Source organism: Rahnella woolbedingensis, from assembly GCF_003602095.1.
Taxonomy (GTDB): Bacteria; Pseudomonadota; Gammaproteobacteria; order Enterobacterales; family Enterobacteriaceae; genus Rahnella; species Rahnella woolbedingensis.
This window is the reverse complement of record NZ_RAHH01000001.1, coordinates 112,835-134,955: the sequence shown is the minus strand read 5'-3', so window position 1 is coordinate 134,955 and position 22,121 is coordinate 112,835. Positions and strand designations below refer to the sequence as shown.

20 protein-coding genes, 2 tRNA genes and 1 other RNA gene are annotated in these 22,121 nt (G+C 52.0%); 13 read left to right on the top strand and 10 right to left on the bottom strand.

Annotated features, from left to right (window positions below; genetic code table 11):
- Window positions 1-106: 106 nt before the first annotated feature.
- Window positions 107-730, bottom strand: coding sequence for a thymidine kinase (locus D6C13_RS00610; protein WP_120130916.1), 624 nt, complete (start codon window positions 728-730; stop codon window positions 107-109).
- A 630-nt stretch (window positions 731-1,360) separates the two neighbouring features.
- Here D6C13_RS00610 and hns point away from each other — a divergent pair.
- Complete coding sequence (gene hns / locus D6C13_RS00605; protein ID WP_120130915.1) at window positions 1,361-1,768, top strand: histone-like nucleoid-structuring protein H-NS; 408 nt, start codon at window positions 1,361-1,363, stop codon at window positions 1,766-1,768.
- Between the two features lie 219 nt (window positions 1,769-1,987).
- Here the strand turns inward: hns and D6C13_RS00600 are convergent, their stop codons facing one another.
- From D6C13_RS00600 to rssA, 4 genes are all read right to left on the bottom strand, one after another.
- Window positions 1,988-2,995 carry an NAD-dependent epimerase gene (locus D6C13_RS00600; RefSeq protein WP_120130914.1) on the bottom strand — a complete coding sequence of 336 codons (1,008 nt, stop codon included), beginning with the start codon at window positions 2,993-2,995 and terminating at the stop codon, window positions 1,988-1,990.
- Between the two features lie 9 nt (window positions 2,996-3,004).
- Window positions 3,005-4,348 carry a UDP-glucose dehydrogenase family protein gene (locus D6C13_RS00595; protein ID WP_120130913.1) on the bottom strand — a complete coding sequence of 448 codons (1,344 nt, stop codon included), beginning with the start codon at window positions 4,346-4,348 and terminating at the stop codon, window positions 3,005-3,007.
- Between the two features lie 215 nt (window positions 4,349-4,563).
- A complete protein-coding gene (gene rssB, locus D6C13_RS00590) occupies window positions 4,564-5,577 on the bottom strand; it encodes a two-component system response regulator RssB (RefSeq protein WP_120130912.1) in 1,014 nt (337 codons plus the stop codon).
- A 96-nt stretch (window positions 5,578-5,673) separates the two neighbouring features.
- The gene (gene rssA, locus D6C13_RS00585) at window positions 5,674-6,585 is read right to left on the bottom strand and encodes a patatin-like phospholipase RssA (RefSeq protein WP_120130911.1); all 912 of its coding nucleotides are present in this window, start codon (window positions 6,583-6,585) and stop codon (window positions 5,674-5,676) included.
- 149 nt (window positions 6,586-6,734) lie between these two features.
- Between rssA and D6C13_RS00580 the strand changes: the two genes are divergently transcribed.
- From D6C13_RS00580 to D6C13_RS00565, 4 genes are all read left to right on the top strand, one after another.
- Complete coding sequence (locus D6C13_RS00580; RefSeq protein ID WP_120130910.1) at window positions 6,735-7,199, top strand: YchJ family protein; 465 nt, start codon at window positions 6,735-6,737, stop codon at window positions 7,197-7,199.
- Window positions 7,200-7,243: 44 nt separating this feature from the next.
- Window positions 7,244-8,092 (top strand): formyltetrahydrofolate deformylase, encoded by an 849-nt coding sequence (gene purU / locus D6C13_RS00575; RefSeq protein WP_101076920.1) that lies wholly within the window; start codon window positions 7,244-7,246, stop codon window positions 8,090-8,092.
- A gap of 213 nt (window positions 8,093-8,305) precedes the next feature.
- A tRNA-Tyr gene (locus D6C13_RS00570) sits at window positions 8,306-8,390 on the top strand.
- A gap of 43 nt (window positions 8,391-8,433) precedes the next feature.
- A non-coding RNA gene (locus D6C13_RS00565) (RtT sRNA) lies at window positions 8,434-8,550 on the top strand.
- 56 nt (window positions 8,551-8,606) lie between these two features.
- Here the strand turns inward: D6C13_RS00565 and D6C13_RS00560 are convergent.
- The 3 genes from D6C13_RS00560 to D6C13_RS00550 are packed head-to-tail and all read right to left on the bottom strand — an operon-like array spanning window position 8,607 to window position 13,041.
- A complete protein-coding gene (locus D6C13_RS00560; protein WP_120130909.1) occupies window positions 8,607-10,439 on the bottom strand; it encodes an ABC transporter ATP-binding protein in 1,833 nt (610 codons plus the stop codon).
- A gap of 16 nt (window positions 10,440-10,455) precedes the next feature.
- On the bottom strand, window positions 10,456-11,889 hold the full coding sequence (locus D6C13_RS00555) for a M81 family metallopeptidase (protein ID WP_120130908.1): 1,434 nt from the start codon (window positions 11,887-11,889) through the stop codon (window positions 10,456-10,458).
- Between the two features lie 12 nt (window positions 11,890-11,901).
- Entirely contained in the window at window positions 11,902-13,041 is a 1,140-nt protein-coding gene (locus tag D6C13_RS00550; protein WP_120130907.1) for an ROK family transcriptional regulator, read from the bottom strand.
- 234 nt (window positions 13,042-13,275) lie between these two features.
- Between D6C13_RS00550 and D6C13_RS00545 the strand changes: the two genes are divergently transcribed.
- Genes D6C13_RS00545 through D6C13_RS00530 form a run of 4 tightly spaced genes read left to right on the top strand, consistent with a single transcriptional unit; the run spans window position 13,276 to window position 17,560 of the window.
- The gene (locus D6C13_RS00545; protein WP_120130906.1) at window positions 13,276-14,820 is read left to right on the top strand and encodes an ABC transporter substrate-binding protein; all 1,545 of its coding nucleotides are present in this window, start codon (window positions 13,276-13,278) and stop codon (window positions 14,818-14,820) included.
- A gap of 27 nt (window positions 14,821-14,847) precedes the next feature.
- A complete protein-coding gene (locus tag D6C13_RS00540; RefSeq protein ID WP_120130905.1) occupies window positions 14,848-15,768 on the top strand; it encodes an ABC transporter permease in 921 nt (306 codons plus the stop codon).
- On the top strand, window positions 15,768-16,634 hold the full coding sequence (locus tag D6C13_RS00535; RefSeq protein ID WP_120130904.1) for an ABC transporter permease: 867 nt from the start codon (window positions 15,768-15,770) through the stop codon (window positions 16,632-16,634). The genes D6C13_RS00540 and D6C13_RS00535 overlap by 1 nt, the downstream gene beginning before the upstream one ends.
- Window positions 16,631-17,560 (top strand): ROK family protein, encoded by a 930-nt coding sequence (locus tag D6C13_RS00530; protein ID WP_120130903.1) that lies wholly within the window; start codon window positions 16,631-16,633, stop codon window positions 17,558-17,560. The genes D6C13_RS00535 and D6C13_RS00530 overlap by 4 nt, the downstream gene beginning before the upstream one ends.
- Window positions 17,561-17,600: 40 nt before the next feature.
- On the opposite strand, the gene nac is transcribed toward D6C13_RS00530, so the two are convergent.
- Window positions 17,601-18,527 carry a nitrogen assimilation transcriptional regulator NAC gene (nac, locus tag D6C13_RS00525; RefSeq protein ID WP_120130902.1) on the bottom strand — a complete coding sequence of 309 codons (927 nt, stop codon included), beginning with the start codon at window positions 18,525-18,527 and terminating at the stop codon, window positions 17,601-17,603.
- Between the two features lie 543 nt (window positions 18,528-19,070).
- On the opposite strand from nac, the gene vapB reads away from it, so the two are divergent.
- Both vapB and vapC read left to right on the top strand, forming a co-directional pair.
- A complete protein-coding gene (gene vapB, locus D6C13_RS00520; RefSeq protein WP_120130901.1) occupies window positions 19,071-19,304 on the top strand; it encodes a type II toxin-antitoxin system VapB family antitoxin in 234 nt (77 codons plus the stop codon).
- Window positions 19,304-19,723, top strand: a complete 420-nt coding sequence (gene vapC, locus D6C13_RS00515) for a type II toxin-antitoxin system tRNA(fMet)-specific endonuclease VapC (protein ID WP_120130900.1) — start codon at window positions 19,304-19,306, stop codon at window positions 19,721-19,723. The genes vapB and vapC overlap by 1 nt, the downstream gene beginning before the upstream one ends.
- On the opposite strand, the gene D6C13_RS00510 is transcribed toward vapC, so the two are convergent.
- Window positions 19,709-20,911 (bottom strand): glutamine amidotransferase-related protein, encoded by a 1,203-nt coding sequence (locus D6C13_RS00510; protein ID WP_120130899.1) that lies wholly within the window; start codon window positions 20,909-20,911, stop codon window positions 19,709-19,711. The genes vapC and D6C13_RS00510 overlap by 15 nt on opposite strands.
- A 270-nt stretch (window positions 20,912-21,181) precedes the next feature.
- Here D6C13_RS00510 and D6C13_RS00505 point away from each other — a divergent pair.
- Together D6C13_RS00505 and D6C13_RS00500 are read left to right on the top strand one after the other, a co-directional pair.
- Window positions 21,182-21,257: transfer RNA gene (locus D6C13_RS00505), tRNA-Asn, on the top strand.
- A gap of 132 nt (window positions 21,258-21,389) precedes the next feature.
- Window positions 21,390-22,088, top strand: a complete 699-nt coding sequence (locus D6C13_RS00500; RefSeq protein WP_120130898.1) for an RluA family pseudouridine synthase — start codon at window positions 21,390-21,392, stop codon at window positions 22,086-22,088.
- Window positions 22,089-22,121 lie beyond the last annotated feature (33 nt).

Here is a 22,121-nt window from a genome sequence, read left to right as displayed (position 1 = left end):
AAACCCGCTGAAAGGCGGGTTTTTTATGGGTTCAGGCTAATCGATGGAATATCTGATAAAGCCTTCAGCGACTAACGCGACAAGCCCGCAGTAAATATCCGGGGACTTACTCTGGTTTATCTTGCTCTGGCTTATCTTCGCCCGTGCTATCAAACGCTGCCATAGCTTCTTTGTAGTGCTTACGGCAAACGGATACATAGCTTTCGTCGCCGCCGATAACGACCTGTGCGCCGTCATGCAGGGCATTACCCTTCTCATCCAGCCTCAGGTTGCGGTTGGCCTTTCGCCCGCAATGACAGATGGTTTTAAGCTCCACCAGTTTATCAGCCCATGCCAGAAGATATTCACTGCCCTCAAAAAGCTCGCCACGAAAATCTGTCCGCAAACCATAACAAAGCACCGGCACGTCGAGGTCATCTACAACGTCAGTGAGCTGCGATACCTGAGCCTTCGTTAGGAACTGACATTCATCTATCAGAACACAGCTCAGACGCTGTGAGCGGTTCTCCTGGGCTATCAGATTAAAAAGCTCAGTGGCATTATTGTATAGCTCTGCGGACGATGACAAACCGATCCGGGAACTGACTTTGCCGACACCGAAACGATGATCTAATTCTGCTGTTAACACCAGCGTTCGCATACCACGTTCTTGATAATTATATGAAGATTGCAACAGCGAAGTGGACTTACCGGCATTCATCGCCGAGTAATAGAAATAAAGCTGAGCCATGAAGGAGTGACCCCATAATGTAAATGGATGGCATAAATTTTCGGCGTCGATTGTACCACAAGCCTGACAATCTATAACAACGCGTGACTAACGCGGTTGGCGGATACAGTTCAAAGAATCATTGCAGTTGAAAAAAATCACAGATACTTACAATCAAAATTATAAATGCAATAGAGGATTATCCGTAATCACCAGATGCCAATACTCCCACGACATTGCGCATCTTATATACCTGCGCGCCAGCGTTATTGGTTTGTCTATACAATATCAGACGGGGTGAAAACGCAGCGAAGTAAAAAATCTTAGTATGCGGTTACAGGGCGGTATCCCAAATTTTTCCCTATGCTTGCATTAGTTATCTTCACCTCTTCTTTAATCTTGTGAACAACCGCATGCTTATAAAACTACTTACGCATTGCAACAATAGCGCATAACCGTGTATTGAAATTAGGGTTATAGCCCTCAGATAAATAGTGTGAATTGCCCTGCCTATATTTTTTAGCAAACATTCACCATTTGCTTTAAATGCGTAAATTAAGGTCAGGGAAACAAATTGGCTATTGCAGAATACAGAAGAGCATTCTATTATTAGTCAAACGCCCCCCACCAATATAATTTGAGACTAGTATAATGAGCGAAGCATTAAAGATTCTGAACAACATCCGTACTCTGCGTGCGCAAGCAAGAGAATGCACTCTGGAAACTCTCGAAGAGATGCTGGAAAAATTAGAAGTTGTTGTGAACGAGCGTCGCGAAGAAGATTCTCAGGCAGCTGCTGAGATTGAAGAGCGCACTCGCAAACTGCAACAATATCGTGAAATGCTGATTGCTGACGGTATTGACCCTAACGAATTGCTGCAAACTATGGCTGCGACTAAAGCAACCGGCAAAGCAAAACGTGCAGCGCGTCCTGCTAAATACAAATACATTGATGAAAACGGCGAAAACAAAACCTGGACTGGCCAGGGCCGTACACCAGCTGTAATCAAGAAAGCAATCGAAGAGCAAGGTAAATCACTGGACGATTTCCTGCTGTAATTGCCCTTATTAACATAAATGTTAATACAACAAAGCCCATCTTTTATGATGGGCTTTTCGTTTTCTAATACCGCTGATGATTGCTCCCTGTCACTAATACAAAACCAAACCAGAGCATCTCAACGATGCATTACATTAAGAACGCTATAGGACTTTACCGATTCCATAAAAAAAGCCGCCTCAGCAGCCTTTTGCAAAACATCATTTAGAGTCTGAATCTCAGACCTGGTAAAAATCCCGATACCAGTCAACAAACTTCTGCACGCCCTGCTCTACGCTGGTTTCAGGTGCAAAGCCAATAGCCTGCGACAACGGCTGCGTATCCGCGCTGGTCTCATGCACGTCGCCAGGTTGCATTGGCAGCATATTCTTATCTGCCACCCTTCCTAAGGCCTGCTCAAGCGCGCTGATATATGTCATCAGTTTTACCGGATTGTTATTGCCGATATTATAAACACAATAAGGCGCGGAACTGCTGGCCGGGGATCCCTGCTCCACTGTCCAGTTAGGATCAGATTGCGGAATGACATCCTGCAAACGAACAATGGCTTCTGCAATATCATCAATATAAGTAAAGTCGCGACGCATTTCACCGTGGTTATAAACATCAATACTCTGATCAGCCAGCATTGCTTTGGTAAACTTAAACAATGCCATATCAGGACGTCCCCACGGGCCATATACGGTAAAGAAACGTAATCCGGTCGTCGGTAATCCATAAAGATGTGAATAGGTGTGAGCCATTAATTCATTGGCTTTTTTCGTTGCCGCGTACAATGAAACCGGATGGTCAACAGAATCATCGGTTGAGAAAGGCTGCTTTTTGTTCAGTCCATAAACTGAGCTGGAAGAAGCGTAAAGCAAATGCCCAACTTTATTATGACGACAGCCTTCGAGAATGTTTACAAACCCGACCAGGTTAGAATCAGCATAAGCCAGAGGGTTTTGTATTGAATATCGGACACCGGCCTGTGCGGCCAAATGGATCACACGTTCGAAACGTTGCCCGGCAAACAATGAGGCCATACCTTCGCGATCGGCTAAATCGAGCTTAATAAACTCAAAGCCGTCTTTATTCTCCAGCTGAGCAAGCCGCGCAAGTTTCAGGCTGACATCATAATAATCATTCAGATTATCGATGCCGACAACCGAATGACCCGCTGCTAACAAACGCTGCGACACATAGAACCCAATAAAGCCCGCTGCGCCGGTAACCAGATATTTCATGAAAACTCCTTACAGAACCGGATTGATTGAAGCACCGCGGCCAATGCCGTAGTAAGTAAACCCGCGTTTCTCCAAACGTTCAGGATCGAATAAATTTCGACCATCAAAAATTACCGGCTCTTTTAATGCTTTTTTGATCACATCAAAATCAGGGGCACGGAAGTTCTGCCATTCAGTACAAATAATCAACGCATCTGCATTGTGCAATGCGGATTCTTTGGTACCCATTAATTCTAAATCTTCACGATGACCATAAATACGCTGCGTTTCATTCATGGCTTCCGGGTCGTAAGCTTTGATTTTCGCACCGGCTGCCCAAAGTTGCTCCATTAATACACGGCTGGAGGCTTCACGCATGTCATCGGTATTCGGTTTGAATGACAGTCCCCAAAGCGCAAAGGTTCTGCCTTTCAGGTCATCACCAAAGTGGCGCTGAATAAAAGCAGGCAATTTATATTTTTGCTGATAATTGACCTGCTCTACTGCCTGCAAAAGTTTCGGCTGATAACCAATGTGCTCAGCGGTGCGGATCAATGCCTGCACATCTTTCGGGAAACAGGAACCGCCATAACCGCAGCCAGGGTAGATAAAGTGGTATCCGATACGGGAATCAGACCCAATCCCCTGACGCACTTTTTCAATATCCGCACCGAGCATTTCTGCCAGATTCGACATTTCATTCATGAAGCTGATTTTGGTGGCCAGCATACAGTTGGCCGCGTATTTGGTCAGTTCTGCACTGCGGATATCCATCAGGATCATCCGGTCGTGGTTACGGTTAAACGGCTCGTAAAGCTCACGAATAGGATCGATGGCATCAGGATTATCGGTACCGATGACGATGCGCTCAGGGCGCATGCAGTCAGCGACAGCTGCACCCTCTTTCAAAAATTCAGGATTGGAGACAACATCAAAGCTGATATCCACGCCACGCTCTTTGAGTTTGTCACTCATAACCGCACGCACTTTATCAGCGGTACCCACAGGCACAGTAGATTTATCAATGACCACTTTAGGTTCGGTCATGTGCTCGGCAATCGTGCGCGCCACAGCGGTCACATATTTAAGATCCGCAGAACCATCTTCATCCGGAGGAGTACCGACAGCGATAAACTGCACGGTAGCATGAGCAACACCTTCAGCCGCATTGGTGCTGAACAGCAAACGCCCTGCTTCATAATTGCGTTGTACCAGAGGAGTTAAACCTGGTTCAAAAATTGGGATCAGCCCGTTCTTCAGGTTTTCCACTTTTTTTGCGTCAACATCGATGCACAAAACTTCATGCCCGACTTCAGCAAGAACCGCCGCCTGAACAAGTCCGACGTAACCGATACCAAAAACTGTTACTTTCATCAGCGAATTCCTATTTGTTATTTTTTAAACAACGTGAAACAGACAGCCAAAATTCCGGAACGCATTATACCAGTTTCAGCCGCAAGTTCGCCTGCAAAGGCATATTTTGCATAAGATAGGTCTTAGAAGAATGAAATAAAGCGGAGATACGTAATAACACGCGGAAAAAATGCTCAATGTTTTTAAGACATTATTATCAATGACAATAACTTTGTTCACTCTATGGATAGCATTAATCTCAGACGCCCACCCGATCCCCATACCTGACACTGCCACGCATCACATTTCTGACTGATTTGATTAGAATATGTCGCGCCCGTCGTGCCCAGCGGAACACCGTTACTGAGCTGGATCATATTAGTTCCGGTATTGACGTTGGCATGTAATCCCGCAGAAACCAGAATGAGATTCTTAAACCCTGCGTGATAATAACCGAGCAACAACGGGAATTGCCCTTCAAGATTAGCCTGCCTGAAAAGATGATTAACTTGCTTGAGCAATGTTGACATCTGCGGCAGCCGCTGTTGCTGATTACTCAGATGCTCACGTAATAAGCTGTTAAAAATGGCGCGCAATAATAATGCCGCCAGAACGCCGTTCTCATTGGCGCGGGTGACATCCAGACAATAAAAACCGAGGTCTTTGGATGACAGCGCGGCAATATCGAGCACCAGCCCCGGACGCTCCGCCGTCGTCAGTTGCCGGTAATTAATGCGACAATTCGCCAGCGTCTGCTGAACCGGCGGTTGCAGCTCCTGCAATAACCGTTGCGCTTCATTGGGATTACGGCACAGCGCTTCCCAGTCCTGAACCAGCGAACTTTCTTCCATCGCCTGCGAGGAAAACAGCTTTGGGTACAGCGACGAAAGCAACGCCTCACGTAAATGCTGCAAATCATTAATGGGTTTGAGCAACACATCTTCGACGCCGAGTCGCAACATTGAAGCGACATCGGTCATTTTATCAGTGGCAGAAATCACCAGCACCGGGATTTTATTGCCCTGCAATCGCAGGTTTTCGACAAACTCCATCCCGCCCATTTCTGGCATTGCTAAGTCACAGAGGATCAGGTCAGGCGGGTAATCTTCAAGCAGGGATAACGCTTCAAGCCCATTCTCAGCTTCTGTAAAGGTGGCGCCCAGGGAACTTACATAGCCAGCAAGAATTGATCGGAAAACGGCTTCGTCTTCAACGATGAGAATATGCTTGCTTGTAAGTGGCTTGTCCATCAGGGTCCCCCAGAATTTCTTATTCTAATAGTGGCTCATAAAGCCCGTTTTTGCTTGGCAGAATTGTCAGATTCGACCAAAGACGTTTTAAGCCATTCAGAATTGTCTATTTTTTATGAGGGGCAATAACTGCTCTCTTTGCTTTTCAACCGCAAGACGGCCCGCCTCAATCGCTTCTTCTGCGCGATGAAAATCCAGCGTCGAAATTTGCGGGCAATACGGCTGGATCACCACGTCCGGCGGATCGCCTGCCATACGGTTACGCTTAAGCCGGTTTTCCAGTACCTGAATAGAGGTAGACATAATCTCCATCGCCGAAGGGCTGACATTCGGCTTTCTGGCGTTTGGACGGGTTAAGCGCTGGCGGATTTTGTCACGCCAGCCGACTTCTTTCTCAGTATTTAGTGCTTCTCCGGTCGGCTGAACGGTAAGCAAATCTTGCTGCATCAGATGCGCGTCATGCTGAAGATCGACGGCAATCACGATATCGGCCCCCAGAGCACGGGTCAGCGACACCGGAACCGGATTCACAACCGCACCGTCAACCAGCCAGTAACCGTTATGCCAGACCGGCGCCAGCAGGCCCGGCATACTGCACGAGGCACGAATGGCCAGATGCAGGTCGCCTTTGGTCAGCCACAATTCGCGCCCGGTACTCAGATTGGTCGCCACGGCACCAAACTTCTTGGAACATTTTTCAAATTCATCAATGCGGATCAACTGGCCGACCGCATTGAAAACCCGCTCCCCGCGCAGCAAACCGCCACGTCGCCATGAAAAATCCATCAACCGCAGCACATCCCAGTAACTGAACGAGCGCACCCAGCTTTCTATCGCCGGTAATCTGTTACTCACATAGGCGGCACCGACCAGCGCCCCGACCGAGCAACCGGCCACCACATCGACTTCAATATCCATTTCTTTCAGGGCATTGATTACGCCAATATGCGCCCACCCTTTTGCCGCTCCCGACCCCAGAGCAAGACCGATGGTGACTTTTCTGCTCATCTGATGACCTTAATATTACGCATATCTTAAAAATGGGCCGGGAAGCGCGTTGTCACCCGGCGAGTTTGTTAGGTAACATATCACTTTGATGCATTCAATAGCGCGGCCAGGGCATCGGATGTCGATGCCCTGCCTTTTCAGGAGTTTCCTTGTCAGAACTTTGCCCTTGCGGCAGCAGCCATGCTTATGAAGAATGCTGCCAGCCCTACATTACTGAGAACAAAGTGGCGCCTTCTCCGGCAGCTTTGATGCGCTCGCGCTATACAGCCTATGTTTTGAAAAATGCGAGTTATCTGATCGCCACCTGGCATCCGGACTGTCAACCAGAAAGATGGCGTGACAGTTTACAGGAAGGCTTTACCAGCACACACTGGCAGCGACTACAGGTGATCAGCGAAAACGACGGGCGTGATAATAATGAAGGCTTTGTCGAATTTGCCGCGCGATTCACAGAAACCGGTGATGAGCACATCCACCTCATTCATGAACGCTCGCGATTTCTTCGTTTAAAAGAACGCTGGTACTATATCGATGGAATTAAGCCGCAGACAGGCCGCAATGATGCCTGCCCGTGCGGTTCCGGCAAAAAATATAAGAAGTGCTGCGGTAAATAATTCAACCGTAATATTTATAAGTCTTGGACAGGATCCACACCCTCATGCCGCAACAGAACGTACAAACTAAGGTATTACGCACCATTTGCCCTGACGCAAAAGGTCTGATCGCCAAAATTACTAACATTTGCTATAAGCACGAACTCAATATCGTGCAGAACAATGAATTTGTGGATCACCGCACCGGCCGTTTCTTTATGCGCACAGAGCTGGAAGGGATTTTCAATGACAACACCCTGCTGGCCGACCTCGACAGCGCACTGCCAGCAGGTTCCGTGCGTGAACTGAACAGCACCGGACGTCGTCGCATTGTCATTCTGGTCACCAAAGAGGCGCATTGCCTGGGCGACCTGCTGATGAAAGCGGCTTACGGTGGTCTGGATGTCGAGATTGCCGCGGTCATTGGCAACCATGACACCCTGCAGACGCTGGTTGAGCGTTTCGATATTCCGTTCCATCTGGTCAGCCACGACGGCCTGACCCGCGAACAGCACGACAGCGCGATGATTGCGCAAATTGACCAGTATCAGCCGGATTATGTGGTTCTCGCGAAATACATGCGTGTGCTGACGCCGGGCTTTGTGCAGCACTATCCGCACCAGGTGATCAACATTCACCACTCGTTCCTGCCAGCATTTATTGGTGCCCGTCCCTACCATCAGGCATATGAGCGCGGCGTGAAACTGATTGGTGCCACGGCGCACTACGTCAATGACAATCTGGATGAAGGCCCGATCATCATGCAGGATGTGATTAACGTCGATCACACTTATACCGCAGAAGATATGATGCGCGCAGGGCGTGACGTCGAGAAAAACGTCCTCAGCCGGGCGTTATACCGCGTGCTGGCGCAGCGTGTATTTGTTTACGGAAACCGCACGGTCATTCTGTAAACCGCATTCTGGCGGTGCTTTTCGTTCAGAGAAGCACCGTTAAGAACAAAAAACCCGCAAACGAACTTTATTATCGCTTTCAGCGCTTTACACCTTCGAATCATTTGGTATTATGCGCCCCGTTCGCAGCTAACCGCTGTAACGAGAAATCATCCATGTAGCGCATGATGATTTATGGCTAAGAAGTACGTAGTAAATACCACGAAAAATTGTGGTGGGGTTCCCGAGCGGCCAAAGGGAGCAGACTGTAAATCTGCCGTCATCGACTTCGAAGGTTCGAATCCTTCCCCCACCACCATCTTCCAGAAGCCCCTCTCTTTTCCGAAAACTCCAAACTAAAATAAAAATGCAAATCGGGAAGGATAGAGAACCTTCGATCCGAAGGTTTGAGCCGAGCGAAGCGAGACAGCGTTGCGCAGCAACGACCCGAAGGCAGGGTAATCCTTCCCCCACCACCATCTTCCAGACTCATCCCTGAGTCACTTCTCAGAAACAACTTCTTCTGTATTGCCAATCAAACCTGAACAAAATGTCCTGCTGATACTTCCTGATATTGTCTTTGCGGCGGAATATAACCGTTATCACGCACCGGGCTTTTCAGCTCATCTACCTGCATCTGCCGCTTCAGCATTCTGCGTGACGGATCCGGCACAGGGACTGACGCCATTAGTTTTTTGGTATAAGGATGCTGCGGATTATCAAATATCGCCGCGCGCGGGCCTATTTCCACGATTTCACCCAGATACATCACCGCCACGCGATGACTCACCCGCTCGACCACCGCCATATCATGCGAAATAAACAGATACGACAGGTTCATGCTTTCTTGTAAATCGAGCAGTAAATTCACCACCTGCGCTTTCACTGACACATCCAGTGCGGAAACCGATTCATCGGCGACAATCACTTTGGGATCGAGCGTCAGAGCGCGTGCAATGCAAATTCGCTGACGCTGACCGCCGGAAAACTCATGCGGAAAACGGCGCAGCATGTCCGGTGATAGCCCGACTTTTTGCAGCAGCGACGCCGCCTTCTCTCTCGCATCGCTGCGGTTATGCAGTTTGTGTTGCAACATCGGTTCGATCAGCGCGTCGCCAATGCGCATACGCGGATTCAGGCTGGTGAACGGATCCTGAAATATCATCTGAATGCGCTGGCGCATTTGTAAAATATCGCGCTTACCCAGATTCGTGACATCAAAACCGTCGAAATCAATCGCGCCGCTGTGTGGTTTCAGCAGCCGGGTTACCGCACGGCCAGTGGTGGATTTTCCGCAGCCAGATTCGCCGACCAGCGAAAGCGTTTCACCCTGGAATAAATCGAAGCTGATATTTTCCACCGCATGAACCGCGCCTACCTGACGGCTGAAAATCCCGCCATACACCGGAAACCGTGCGCTGAGGTTTTTCACCGATAACAACGGCGTCAGCCCGGAATCTATCGTTCCCGCCACTTCCTGCGGCACGCTGGCCTCGCCGGTTTGCAGATTGATTTGCGGAAAACGCAGCGGCCAGTCGCGCCCCTGCATCGACCCTAATTTAGGCACCGCCGCCAGCAATGCGCGGGTATACGGGTGCTGCGGCCGGTGGAAAATATCTTCCGTCGCCCCACTTTCCACCGCTTCTCCGCGATACATCACCAGCGTCCGGTCGGCAATCTCCGCCACCACACCCATATCATGCGTGATGAACAGCACCGCCATTCCTTCCTCTTCCTGCAACGTCTTGATCAAATCCAGAATTTGTCCCTGAATCGTCACATCCAGTGCGGTTGTGGGTTCATCGGCAATCAGCAATTTAGGCTTCAGCGCCAGCGCCATGGCAATCATCACACGCTGGCGCATACCGCCGGAAAACTGGTGCGGATACTCGTCAAAACGCGCTTTGGCATTGGGAATACGCACCTTCTCCAGCAACCGCAAGGTTTCTGCCCGCGCTTGTGCAGAGGACATTCCACGATGCCGCTTCAGGCTTTCGGCAATCTGGCGGCCGATACTGAAAGTCGGATTGAGCGACGTCATCGGCTCCTGAAAAATCATCGCCATCTCATTGCCGCGGATATCACGCATCTGCTTGTCAGACAGCCGCAAAACATTGCGCTGATTGAGCCAGACCTCGCCCTCAATCCGGCTGCTTTGCGCTTTCAGCAAACGCATTACCGACAGCGACGTGACGCTCTTGCCGGAACCGGATTCACCGACAATCGCCAGCGTTTCTCCGGCATAGACATCAAACGACAAATCGCGCACTACCGGCAGCCAGTCGTCTTCGCCGAGAAATGAAGTGGTCAGATGCTTCACGCTCAGCACGGGCTGACGTTTTTCCTGCTGTCCGGTAGTCTGATTCATCTTATGGGCTCCTGAATTATTTACTGCGGGCTGAAAGCTGCACCTGCGGCGTGTAACTGAAATCCCGGTCAAACGGGAAGGTTTTACGCGCTTTGCGGTTGCGCGGCAGTCGCTCAACAAACTGATCCACCACGCCGTTAGACAGCGCCATCAGGTTCGGACTGGCAATCGGTGCCAGTTCCGGCGACAGATAACCGGATTTCACCACCACGATATCGGCGGTATGCGGATCCAGTTCCAGCACAGTGAAATCGCTGATGTTGTGATACGGACGACGACGCGCCGACACCACCACGTCAATTCCGCCCGTGCGCAACACCGCCTGACGGTCAGCCGGTGTCAGTGCATCGAGCAGGAACACCACCTCGAACTCACCTTTCACCTGCGGGCTGGAATGGTCCAGCGAAGCACCGAGCGTCAGCGTCAGCGTTGAGCCCACGCCAGCATTGAATGCCGCGTCGGTCGCAGGCGCATCGGCAATCCCTGCCACAACCGTATTTTGCGCATACTGTTTGATCAATTCCTGCAACACGTCTGCACGGTCGCCCACGCCGCCACCCGTCGGGTTATCGCCGGAATCCGCCAGAACCACCGGCCGCGTTTCACAGGCAATCGCCTTTTTCACGCAGGCTTCGACGGTGTCCGTTTCACAGCCAAACACGAAATCTTCACGTGCGTCCCAATAAGCCTGCGCCAGTTGCGTGCCCTGCTGTTCCAGCGCAGCGCGATCGGTGCCGGTCATGATCACCGCCGCCGTCGCTCTTGGCTCATCCGCCCACACATAACCGACCATCAGGGAACTGTCCCACACGCCTTCCACTTCATCCATTTGTGGCAAACGGGCATAAAGACTTTTCGCCGGTTCATCTTCCGTGCTGGTGCGCTCGCCCGGTAACACCACCGGTACCGGCACCCACAGCAGCGTCGGTTTCACGCCGGTTTGCAGATGTTTCACCAGCATGGCGACCGAACGACGCATGGTCTCTTCCACATCAATATGCGGCGCAGTGCGGTATGTCGAAAACATATCAATAGCGTCGATAATCCGCTGCGAGACATTGCCGTGAAGATCATAACTGACGCTGATCGGGCAGTCCGCTCCGACAGCTTTACGCGCAGCGGCAATCCAGTCACCTTCGGCATCTTCCAGCCCTTCGACATACATCGCGCCGTGCATCGCCAGATACAAACCATCAAACGGTTTTTGCGCTTCCAACCCGGCCAGCATTTCTGCTTTGAATTTATCGTAAGTCGCCCGCGCTACCGGGCCACCGGCAATGGCGCGGGCGTGAATGGTCGGCAGAAACGTCGCCGGGTAATCCTGCAAAAAACGAAAACGCGGGGACGCCAGTAGCTGGGCGTCGCGCACGACGGTGAAATCCTTTTCCTCATTCAGCACCGGGTTATAAGTGCTGCATTCAATGTGGATACCGCTGATAGCTATACGCATGTTGATGATTCCTCAGACAGGCTTCAGACCGACCAGAAAGCGATGTGCAGCAATACTCGCCGCCGCGCGCGCCCAGGTGTCGTCGTTTAGGGTAAAAGTGCGAACCGGCGTTTTCCCGGCATTTCCCGGCAAAACATTCGCTTCGATAGACTGATGAACAACCGTGCCAAACAGCCCGGAAAAATCGGCGTCCTGATGAGCAATCAGAATCAGGTCCGGGTCATTAATCTGAATCAGATGGGATATCGCTAAACCGAGCGCCGAACCGGCACGATGCAGGATCCGCACGGCTTCGCTCACGCCCTGCATCGCCAGCTTTTCCAGGCCGCCGATGGTGGTCACTTCCAGCCCGCCGTCTCTGGCCATTTCCGCAATGGCATTCAGGGAGGCCAGCGTATCCAGACAGCCGCGCTTGCCGCAGCGGCATGGCAAACCATTGGGCTCCAGCGTGCAGTGGGCGATTTCCCCTGCGCCGCCGTGCAGACCGCGATGTAACTGACCGGCGACAAAGTGCGCGCTGCCGATCCCGGCGCCGTGGCTGACCAGCGTAAAGCTGCTCAGCTCCCGTGCCTGCCCGAAATTTTTCTCACTCACCGCAAGGGCTTTGGCGTCATTTTCGATGGCCACGTCCATGCCGGTTGCCTGCGAAATCAGCCTGGCCAGCGGCACATCGCGCCAGCCAAGCAGTGCCGACTGCACGCAGGTGGACTGATGTTCATCGATAAGGCCGGATAACGTCACGCCCAGTCCGACCAGCTTTTTCGCCGCTTCCGGATGGGGTTCCAGCAGTGCCGGTAACGCGCTGGCGATATTTTCTGCCAGCCGCTGCGGACTGGTATCTGCATCGAAAGAAACCCGCGAAAGGATTTCGCCATGCAGATTGATAAGCGCCATCTGCGCCGGGTTTTGCAGCAAAGAAACACCGGCAAACCACGCGCCATCCGGATGAACCACCAGCCGCACAGAAGGTCTTCCCTGGCCGTTTCCCGGCACAGTTTCCGCTTCGTGCAGGAAACCAGCATCGATCATCTCGCGCACCACGCCGCCAATCGCCGCTTTGCTCATTCCTGAAAGCTGCGCCAGTTCCGTACGGCTCAGACCGCCGGATGCATTGACCGCACCCAATATCTGACGTTGCAAAGTTGTAAGCATATTCGTTCAGGCGCTCTCAGTTTTCGGTCATCTGCATTGACATTAAACGGTAGAAATGGATATATCAATGCCAATTAGTTCACAAAATAAACTAAATATTGGCATATAAGTATTTCATATGAACTATTTGTTAAATCTCTTTGTTAAAACAAACTGTCATTAAAACCGGTATTTCACTAACCGGCAGACGTAGCCAGAGCCACTTAATCCGATTTTTCACGCAGAGGGCAGAACATGAAGATTACCCGTTACATCCGGCGTCCCGTGCAGTTAACGCTGCTGAGCAGCGCACTTCTGGCGGCGTTTTCGCTGCCGGTTTTCGCCGCCACACTGAACGTGATGCAAAACGAAGCACCGCGCAGTATGGATCCGGGCAACCAGACCGCGACCTTTACCGGCACCGTGCTGGATCCGATGTATGAAGGCCTGTTGCGCATGTCGCCGCAGCTGAAACCCGAAGCCGCGCTGGCGACCTCGTGGAGCAGCGATGAAAGCGGGCTGGTGTGGACCTTCAAACTGCGCAGCGGCGTCACTTTCCATGACGGCACGCCGTTCAACGCCGATGCGGTTGTCGCCAACTTTGCCCGCCATCTCGATACCAAACGCGGTCTGGCAGCCAGCGGACGTCTGCGCACCTTCCTCGACAGCGTGACCAAAACCGACGATTCCACCGTCGTCTTCAAACTGAAAAAACCTTACCCGGCGTTCCTGAATTTACTGACCACCGGTGCCTGTCTGATGGTCAGCCCGGCCGCCGATAAAACCGGGACGCTCGACAGCAAAGCCGTCGGCACCGGTCCGTACAAAATGGTGCAGTACAAAACCGGTGAATTCGTTCTGGAAGAAAAATATCCGGGCTATTGGGGCGACAAAGCCGCCGGGCCGGATGACATCAAATGGACGTGGAGCGCTGAGCCTTCCGTCATGAATATGGCCTTGCAGGCGGGCGAAACCGACGTGATTAACCCGGTGCCACCGCAGTTTGCACGCGTACTGAAAAACAATCCGAAGTTCGACCTGCATGAAAGCCCGGGTGCCTCCGTATTCTGGGTGGCGCTGAATACCAGTCTCAAACCGCTCAGCGACGTCCGTGTGCGTCAGGCGCTGAACTACGCTACTGACCGCGACGGCCTGGTCCGCGCCATCATGTCCGGCTTCGCGCAACCGGCGAACTCCCCGCTCGCGCCTGTCACCGCCGGTTATGACAAAACCCTGAACCCGTATCCGCTGGATCTGGCAAAAGCCAAAGCCCTGCTCAAAGAAGCCGGTGTCGCTGACGGATTTACCCTGTCGATTGCCGTGCAAGGTCAGGACGCCCGTATCGGTCAGGTGCTGCAAAGCATGTGGGCAAAAATCGGTGTGAAACTCGATGTGAAAATCATGGAAAGCGGTGTGTGGACCAAAGCGGCATTTGCCGATCAGGCCGGGAAAAAAGCCGATAACACCGGTGCGGTTCTGGCTTCCTGGTCTTCCGGCGCAAACGGTGCAGACCTGCAACTTCGTCCGTTGTACTACAGCAAAAGTTTTGCTCCGGGCGGCGCAAATCTCGGGTTCTTTGATGATCCAAAACTGGATGAAATGTTAGACAAAGCCGCTTCAACGCTGGATGAAAATACCCGCAATGCGATTTATGTCGATGCGCAGAAAGAAATTAACCAGCAGGCGCCACAGGTGCTGTTGTATTACCAGAATGATTTGTATGCCACCGGCAAAAATATTTCCGGCGTCACGATGATCCCTGGTGGACAAATTGTAGTGAAAGACGCGCAGAAAAAATAACCGCAGTATTTACAGTGGAAAATAGCCATGAAAGCCTATCTTGCCAAAAAACTCATCGCCTTCCCGATCATTCTGATCGGGGTATCGATGCTGATTTTTGTGTCCATCCGCGCGCTGCCGGGCGATCCGGCACGTCTGATGGCCGGGCCTGAAGCCACGCAGGAAGCCGTTGATGCGATGCGCGTGCGCCTGGGGTTAGATCAGCCTCTGGTGACGCAGTATCTGCATTTTGCCGGTGACGTTCTGCACGGTAATCTCGGCGTCTCCTTGCAGTCACAACAGCCCGTGACGCAGGAAATCGGGGAGCGCATGCCTTATACGCTGATGCTGGCGGTACTGTCCTATTTTCTGGCAGTAGCGATTGGCGTTCCGGCGGGCATGATAGGCGCGGTGTACCGCAATCGCTGGCCGGATTTTGGCGTGATGCTGCTGGCGATAGCCGGTGCGTCTATCGCCAACTTCTGGCTGGGGCTGATGGCGATGAACACCTTCTCGGTCAATCTCGGCTGGCTGCCGTTACTCGGCGCGACGTCATGGAAAAGCTACATTTTGCCCTCCGTGACGCTGGCCGTTTTACCGATGGCGGTGATGGCGCGCATGACGCGTTCCAGCATGCTGGATGTGCTCTCGGAAGATTATATCCGTACGGCAAGAGCCAAAGGATTGTCGGCGACGACCGTGTATTGCAGCCATGCTTTTCGCAATGCGCTGATCCCGATTGTCACCATTGTGGCGCTTAACTTCGGCAGTCTGATTGGCGGCGCGGTAGTGACCGAATCCGTCTTTAACTGGCCGGGCATTGGCCGCCTGCTGGTGGATTCCGTGCGGTATCGCGATTATCCGGTCATTCAGGGCGTCGCGCTGGTGGCTGTCTGCGGTGTGGTGGTGATGAATCTGCTCGGTGAATTACTGATCGCTTTCCTGAATCCAAAAATAAGGTTCGATTAATGTCTGCCATTATCACGCAATTACCCCGTCGCAAACCGCGCACGCTGCGTTTTTTCCGCTGGTTGTGGCGACATCCGGCAGTCTCTATCGGCGGATTTATCGTCAGCCTGATCGTGCTGATGGGCCTGTTCGCCCCGTTGATTGCCCGTCATGATCCTTACGCGCAAGACCTGATTGATACCCTGCTTTCCCCGGGTGCCGATCACTGGTTTGGCACGGACGATTACGGGCGCGATATTTTCGCCCGCGTCATTTACGGGGCGCGCATTTCGATTATTGAGGTGGTGCTGAGCGTCGGGCTGGCCATGATTATCGGTATTCCGCTGGGCATTATTGCCGGTATGGCCGGTCGTTATACCGACATGATCATCATGTGGTTTATGGATATGCTGTTCGCGTTTCCGGGCATCGTACTGGCGATTCTGGTGGTCAGTATTCTCGGCGGCGGTCTGGTGAATCTTTTGATTGCTATCTCGCTGTTCGCCATTCCGGTTTATGCGCGCCTGAGCCGTAACCTGACGCTCGGTTTGAAGCAGATGGAATATGTCGAAGCCGCGCAAGCGCTGGGGTTGTCTAATTACCGCATCATCATGCATTACATTCTGCGCAATGCCATCGGGCCCATCATCGTACAGTCGACGCTCACCGCCGGCACTGTTATTCTCGCCGCCGCCAGCCTGTCGTTTCTCGGCTTGGGTGTGCAGCCGCCGATGCCGGAATGGGGTACCATGATGAGCGATGGCCGCAACTTCCTCGGCATTAATATTTACCTTTCTCTGTTCCCGGGTCTGGCCATTATGCTGACCGTGCTTGGTTTTAACGTACTGGGCGACGGGCTGCGAGATTTACTGGACACACGCTCATGACTTCTGCTGTTTTTTGCGCCGATATCGGCGGTTCATTTATTAAGTTTGGTGTTTCGCGCCATCCGGGCGAAATGGAAGAATGCGGCAAAGTCCCGACGCCGGTTTCTTCATGGGACGATTTTGTGCAGGCAATGCAAAATCTGATCGACAAATTTGGCGCGGACTTGCCTGCCGGTACACCGCTGGCGATTTCCACGGCGGGACTGGTTTCGCCACAAACCGGCGAAATGCTGGCAACTAATATTCCGGCATTTACCGGACATTCGCTGGCAAGAGATCTCAGTGTTGCGCTGGCACGTCCGGTGACGGCGGCAAACGACGCCGACTGTTTTGCTCTCGCCGAAGCTCATGCGGGTAACGCGCAGAATCAGCCGGTGGTTGTCGCCATTATTCTCGGCACCGGCGTCGGTGGAGGACTGGTGATCAACGGTCAGCTGGTACGCGGCCACGGCGGTGTCACCGGCGAATGGGGACACGGCGCCATCACCCGTACGGAGCTGAGGATTAATGGCGAAAACTACTCCGTTCCGCGGCTTAAATGCGGTTGTGGTCAGACTGGCTGTCTGGACATGCTCGGCGGCGCACGCGGGATGGAACGTCTGCATCAGCATTATCACCAGCAAGGCCGCACCAGTCTGGAGATTGTGACCGGCTGGCTGAATGGCGATGCTGAAGCGTCTCTCACTGTTAACGCCTGGCTGGAACTGGTCGCTGAACCGCTGGCACTGCTGGTTAACATCCTGGGGCCATCGCGGATTGTCGCCGGTGGCGGACTGGCTTCTGCCAGCGAACTGATCGCCGCACTGGATGTAAAAGTGCGCGGCGGGGTTCTGCACACTTATGAACAAACGCTGCTGATGCCGGGGAAATTCCTTACCGACGGCGGTCTGGTCGGCGCATCAGTGATGGGAAGACTGGAACGTTAAACCGTTGCCCTCACCTGCGTGATGAGGGCAACGTCAGATTTCAGCTCGCGACCAGCATCGGCTCCAGCACTGGTGCGGTCTGCTCAAAGACCAGCGACAACAGAATTTTCTTCACCGCCATTGCCTCTTGCGATAACGCCAGCGTTTCTGAAATACAAAGAGAAAGCGGAACCTGAATCGCCGGACTGCTGATGCATGACATCCAGGCTTTAGCCGGGCCGGTCATGGCGCGGGCAGCCGATTCCGGCAAAATAGTGACACCCAGACCGCTGGCGACGGCCGAAGTCAGTGTGGCGGAAGATTCAATTTCCCCGATGATATTTGCGCTCAGGCGTCGCAGAGCCATAGCGTCATCCACCAGACGGCGGGTCACGTTATGCGAGCGCGGCATGAACAAATTCATTTTCGCCACATCGCTCAGCTCAACATATTTTCCCGGATTCAGCACGGAGTACGCCCCGACAAGATACAAATCTTCTTTCATCAGCGGCTGACTGCTGAGTCCGGCGGTCATATTGGTACCGTAAAATACCGCCATATCCATGCGACCGTTGAGTACCAGATCCCCCAGCGCCGTGCCAAAATTTTCATTCAGATACAACAAAATACCGGGATGTTGTTTGCGCACCGCCTGTAACAACGGCACCGCAAGCTGAGAAGCCGCCGTGCCCGGCGCGAGTCCCACGGAAACCTGCCCGTTCAGCGACTGCCCGGCATTGTTTACCGCGCTGTGGATCTGATCGCACTGGCGCAAAATCGCCTGCGCGTGGGAATACAGAATATGACCGGCTTCCGTAGGAGTGACGCCGCGCTTGGTGCGAATCAGCAATTGTTGCTGCAATTCCCCTTCCAGTGTCGCCAGTTGCTGGCTCAGTGCCGGTTGGGCGATGTGCAGAACATCAGCGGCCTGCGTCAGGCTGCCAATATCGACGATTTTCACAAAGTACTTCAGACGTCTGAGATTCATCTCTGTCTCCATCTTGCGCGAAAAGGGATAACCCTGGATCGTTGTTATGAATGTAAGTTATCTACGCAAATTATTAGCGTGACTGATAAAAGCAAGATTTACGCCAATCACCGGCATACCAGTTAAAAACCCCTGCACCAGCCGCTAATACCACAAAATATAAGAGAAAACTATTACGGCGGTTGTAGGGAAAATCGATGAGGCTGAAAAAATACGCGGGGAATTAAATGCGCTGCGTAAGAGGGATGCACCAATATCATGCATTCTTATAGGTCACACTTATAAATTAGCAGGCTTAATAACAAATGCGGCCAGAGATCCATTTTCCGCTAAACCCTTAGTTAATCGTATGAAAAAACGCGCCTGTGAAGTCAGGATTTCTTTCATTACATCCTCTTTTCCAAGACATGCCGCAAATCTGGCAATGACATTATTTATGTCCTTGCCATCGCCTTTCGACGTATATACCTTTGCACTATATTTTTCAGGCGAGTATTATTTAAGCAGGTTTTCGGCTTAAGCAACTTACTGAGGAATAACGGCATGCCTAAAGGCACGGTATTTTTAAACAACAGAACGCAGAGCGTACGTATTCCGGCAGAGTGCCGTTTTCCTGACGAGGTAAAAATCGTGACGATAAGAAAAGTAGGGAATTCACTGGTTTTAACGCCGGCTGATAACACATGGGATAATTTTTTCTTCAGCGAACTGCGCGTAACGGACGATTTTATGGAAGAACGCGCCTCACAAGAGCAGTCTGAACGGGATTCATTTTAATGCTGACCTATCTGCTGGACACCAATATTGTCATTTACATACTGAAACGCAGGCCGATGAGCGTGCTGGCGAAGTTTAATCAGCACGCAGACCAGCTGGCGATTTCAATGATCACTTATGCTGAATTACTGCATGGCATTGCGAAAAGTAGTAGTCCGACCAAAAACAAACTGGCGGTGGAGGAGTTCGTCTCTCATTTACGTATCGTGGACTACGACCAGAAAGCTGCTGCGCATTACGGACATATCCGTGCCTGTCTCGAAAAATGTGGCAACCTGATTGGGGTTAACGACATTCACATTGCCGCGCAGGCACGCAGCGCTGGCATGGTAATGGTGACCAATAATATGCATGAGTTCACCCGTGTTGACGGACTGCTGACGGAGAATTGGGTGGGTCCGTCTTTAACGGCGCTGTGAGCCCGCTGCTTTTAAAAAAGCTACCAGCAATGGATGCGGTTTCACTCGCAATGACGACAGTTCCGGATGCCCTTGTACCCCGAGATAAAACGGATGGTGTGTAAACTCAATGCCATCAGCAATTTTCCCAGAGATATCAGTTCCGCTGATGCACAACCCGTACTTCTCCAGATCGGGTTTCAGTTCAGGTTCAAGATGAAAAAGATGGTTGTAGCGCACCGTACATTCATCGCCGAGGATATCATTTAACCTGCTGCCAGGGCGACAATGCATCTGGTGATCCCCAAGGCGATGAACCGGAAATGTCGGCGTATCCGTCAGCGGTACAAAGGTTTTAATTTCGGCATCTGGATCAGCTTCTGCCAGATTGGCTTTCGTCGAACCTAACATTTTCTGCACGATGGCCGTGGTCATGATTTGCATGCCCAGACAAAGCCCGAGAACAGGAATATTACGGTTCAGCGCGTAATGCGCCGCACAGGTTTGTCCGGTAACATTGCACATAGCCGAACCTCCCGGCAGCAATATCCCATCAACGTTTTCCATCACCTCATGCAGATGATCTTCCAGCGCCTGAGGTGCGGCGTACACCATATCCAAAGATAACGACAGCGCATCTGCGGCGTCCCCCAGAGCAGCCAGGGTGGCAGGGTAAATACTGCACTGGTCAGACTGAGTACCGACCAGTGCAATGCGCAATGACGGTCCGGTCTGTGGCGGCATGTTCTGATTTATCCAGCGCCCGTAGCGGTCACGCCACCAACATCCTGACGTTTCATCGGTATGACCGTGACGGTTGAATGCATAGCCCTGATTGGCGCGTTCAACCGTAACCAGTTCATAATCCAGCGCGTTGTCCCGCACCTGTCGGGCGATTTGCGTGAACTGGATAATCTGCATCGGCCCGAGCGGAATCACCACATCCTGTGTGCCGTAAGTGTTGAGCAGGTCTCCAAGTTCCATGATTTTTCCGGCGCTCTGTGGATTCATTCGCTCAGTCCACAACAAACCGCTGGTCATCAGTTGTCCTTCGCCGATAATGTGCTGGCAGGCATCCGGATAACGTGCGATATCCCAGCTCACCGGCAGATGGGCTAACGGTATGTGCTTAAGTGCCGCCAGTATTGCCGCCATCGCTGCGTACAACGATGGTTCAGGTGTGTCATGTGCAACAAAAATAAAAGACATAAGACAACCTTGAAATAGAGAAGAGAAATTACAGCATTTTGCCGATCCCGAAGTCACTCAGATAAGCTGCCGTGCTGTATCTGCGGCGCAACCACGATGACACACACCACCATGATTAAGTTTAATCGCGAAAACGAGGAGCGCAAAAACAAGCCCTTTTGACTCTATTGTCAACAACTTGACCAAAGTATCAGCAAACGAACACATTTATAGATTTTCCCCTTTGACATGCCACGGGGCAGTCGCTATTATTCGCCCCGTTCCAACGATTCCTCTGTAGTTCAGTCGGTAGAACGGCGGACTGTTAATCCGTATGTCACTGGTTCGAGTCCAGTCAGAGGAGCCATATTAGAAACGCCCGCTTAAGGAAACTTAAGCGGGCGTTTTGCTTTTGTGTTTTTAGCGTCTGTCCGGTTAACGTCGCCACCCGCTTTAAAATTCGTTATCATCCGCTTCCACTCTGCCGCCGGTTTTCCTGATGTCTGCGATTATTGATACCTTTATTGCCCCGCCTTGCCATGAAACGATCGAGATTCTCTTGCAGGACGAGCATCTGGTGCTTATCAATAAACCCTCAGGATTACTCAGTCTCTCGGGGAAAAGTCCGTTAAATCTGGATTCTGTTCATCACAGGCTGGTCAAGCTATTCCCCGGCTGCACCCTGATCCACCGTCTGGATTTCGGCACTTCCGGCCTGATGGTGCTTGCCCGCAATAAAGTGATCAATGCCGCCCTCTGCCAGCAGTTCAGCCAGCGCGCAGTGACAAAAGTGTACAGCGCACTGCTCTGCGGACATCTTGATCAGGACGAAGGAACGATAGACGCACCGATTACTAAAGACCCTGCGTTGTTCCCGCTGATGTCAATTGGTGCGGCCAACGGCAAGCCTGCGCGCTCCGGTTATAAGGTGGTGGAGCGCTTTTATCACGAACTGGCAAACGGAACGTCACTGCCATTAACCCGGGTCCAACTGATGCCGGAAACCGGGCGCACTCACCAGCTTCGTATCCATTGTCAGCATCTGGGCCACCCTATTTTTGGCTGTGATCTGTATGGCGGCCTCCTGCAACCCGGCACTGAACAGACTCCAAGACTGATGCTGCATGCCAGTGAACTGCACTTCGTTCACCCCGTCAGCCTTGAGCGGATCGCAGCACGCAATGACAGCCCGTTCTGAAAACGAAAGTTTCTGCAGCGCTCCCACATACTC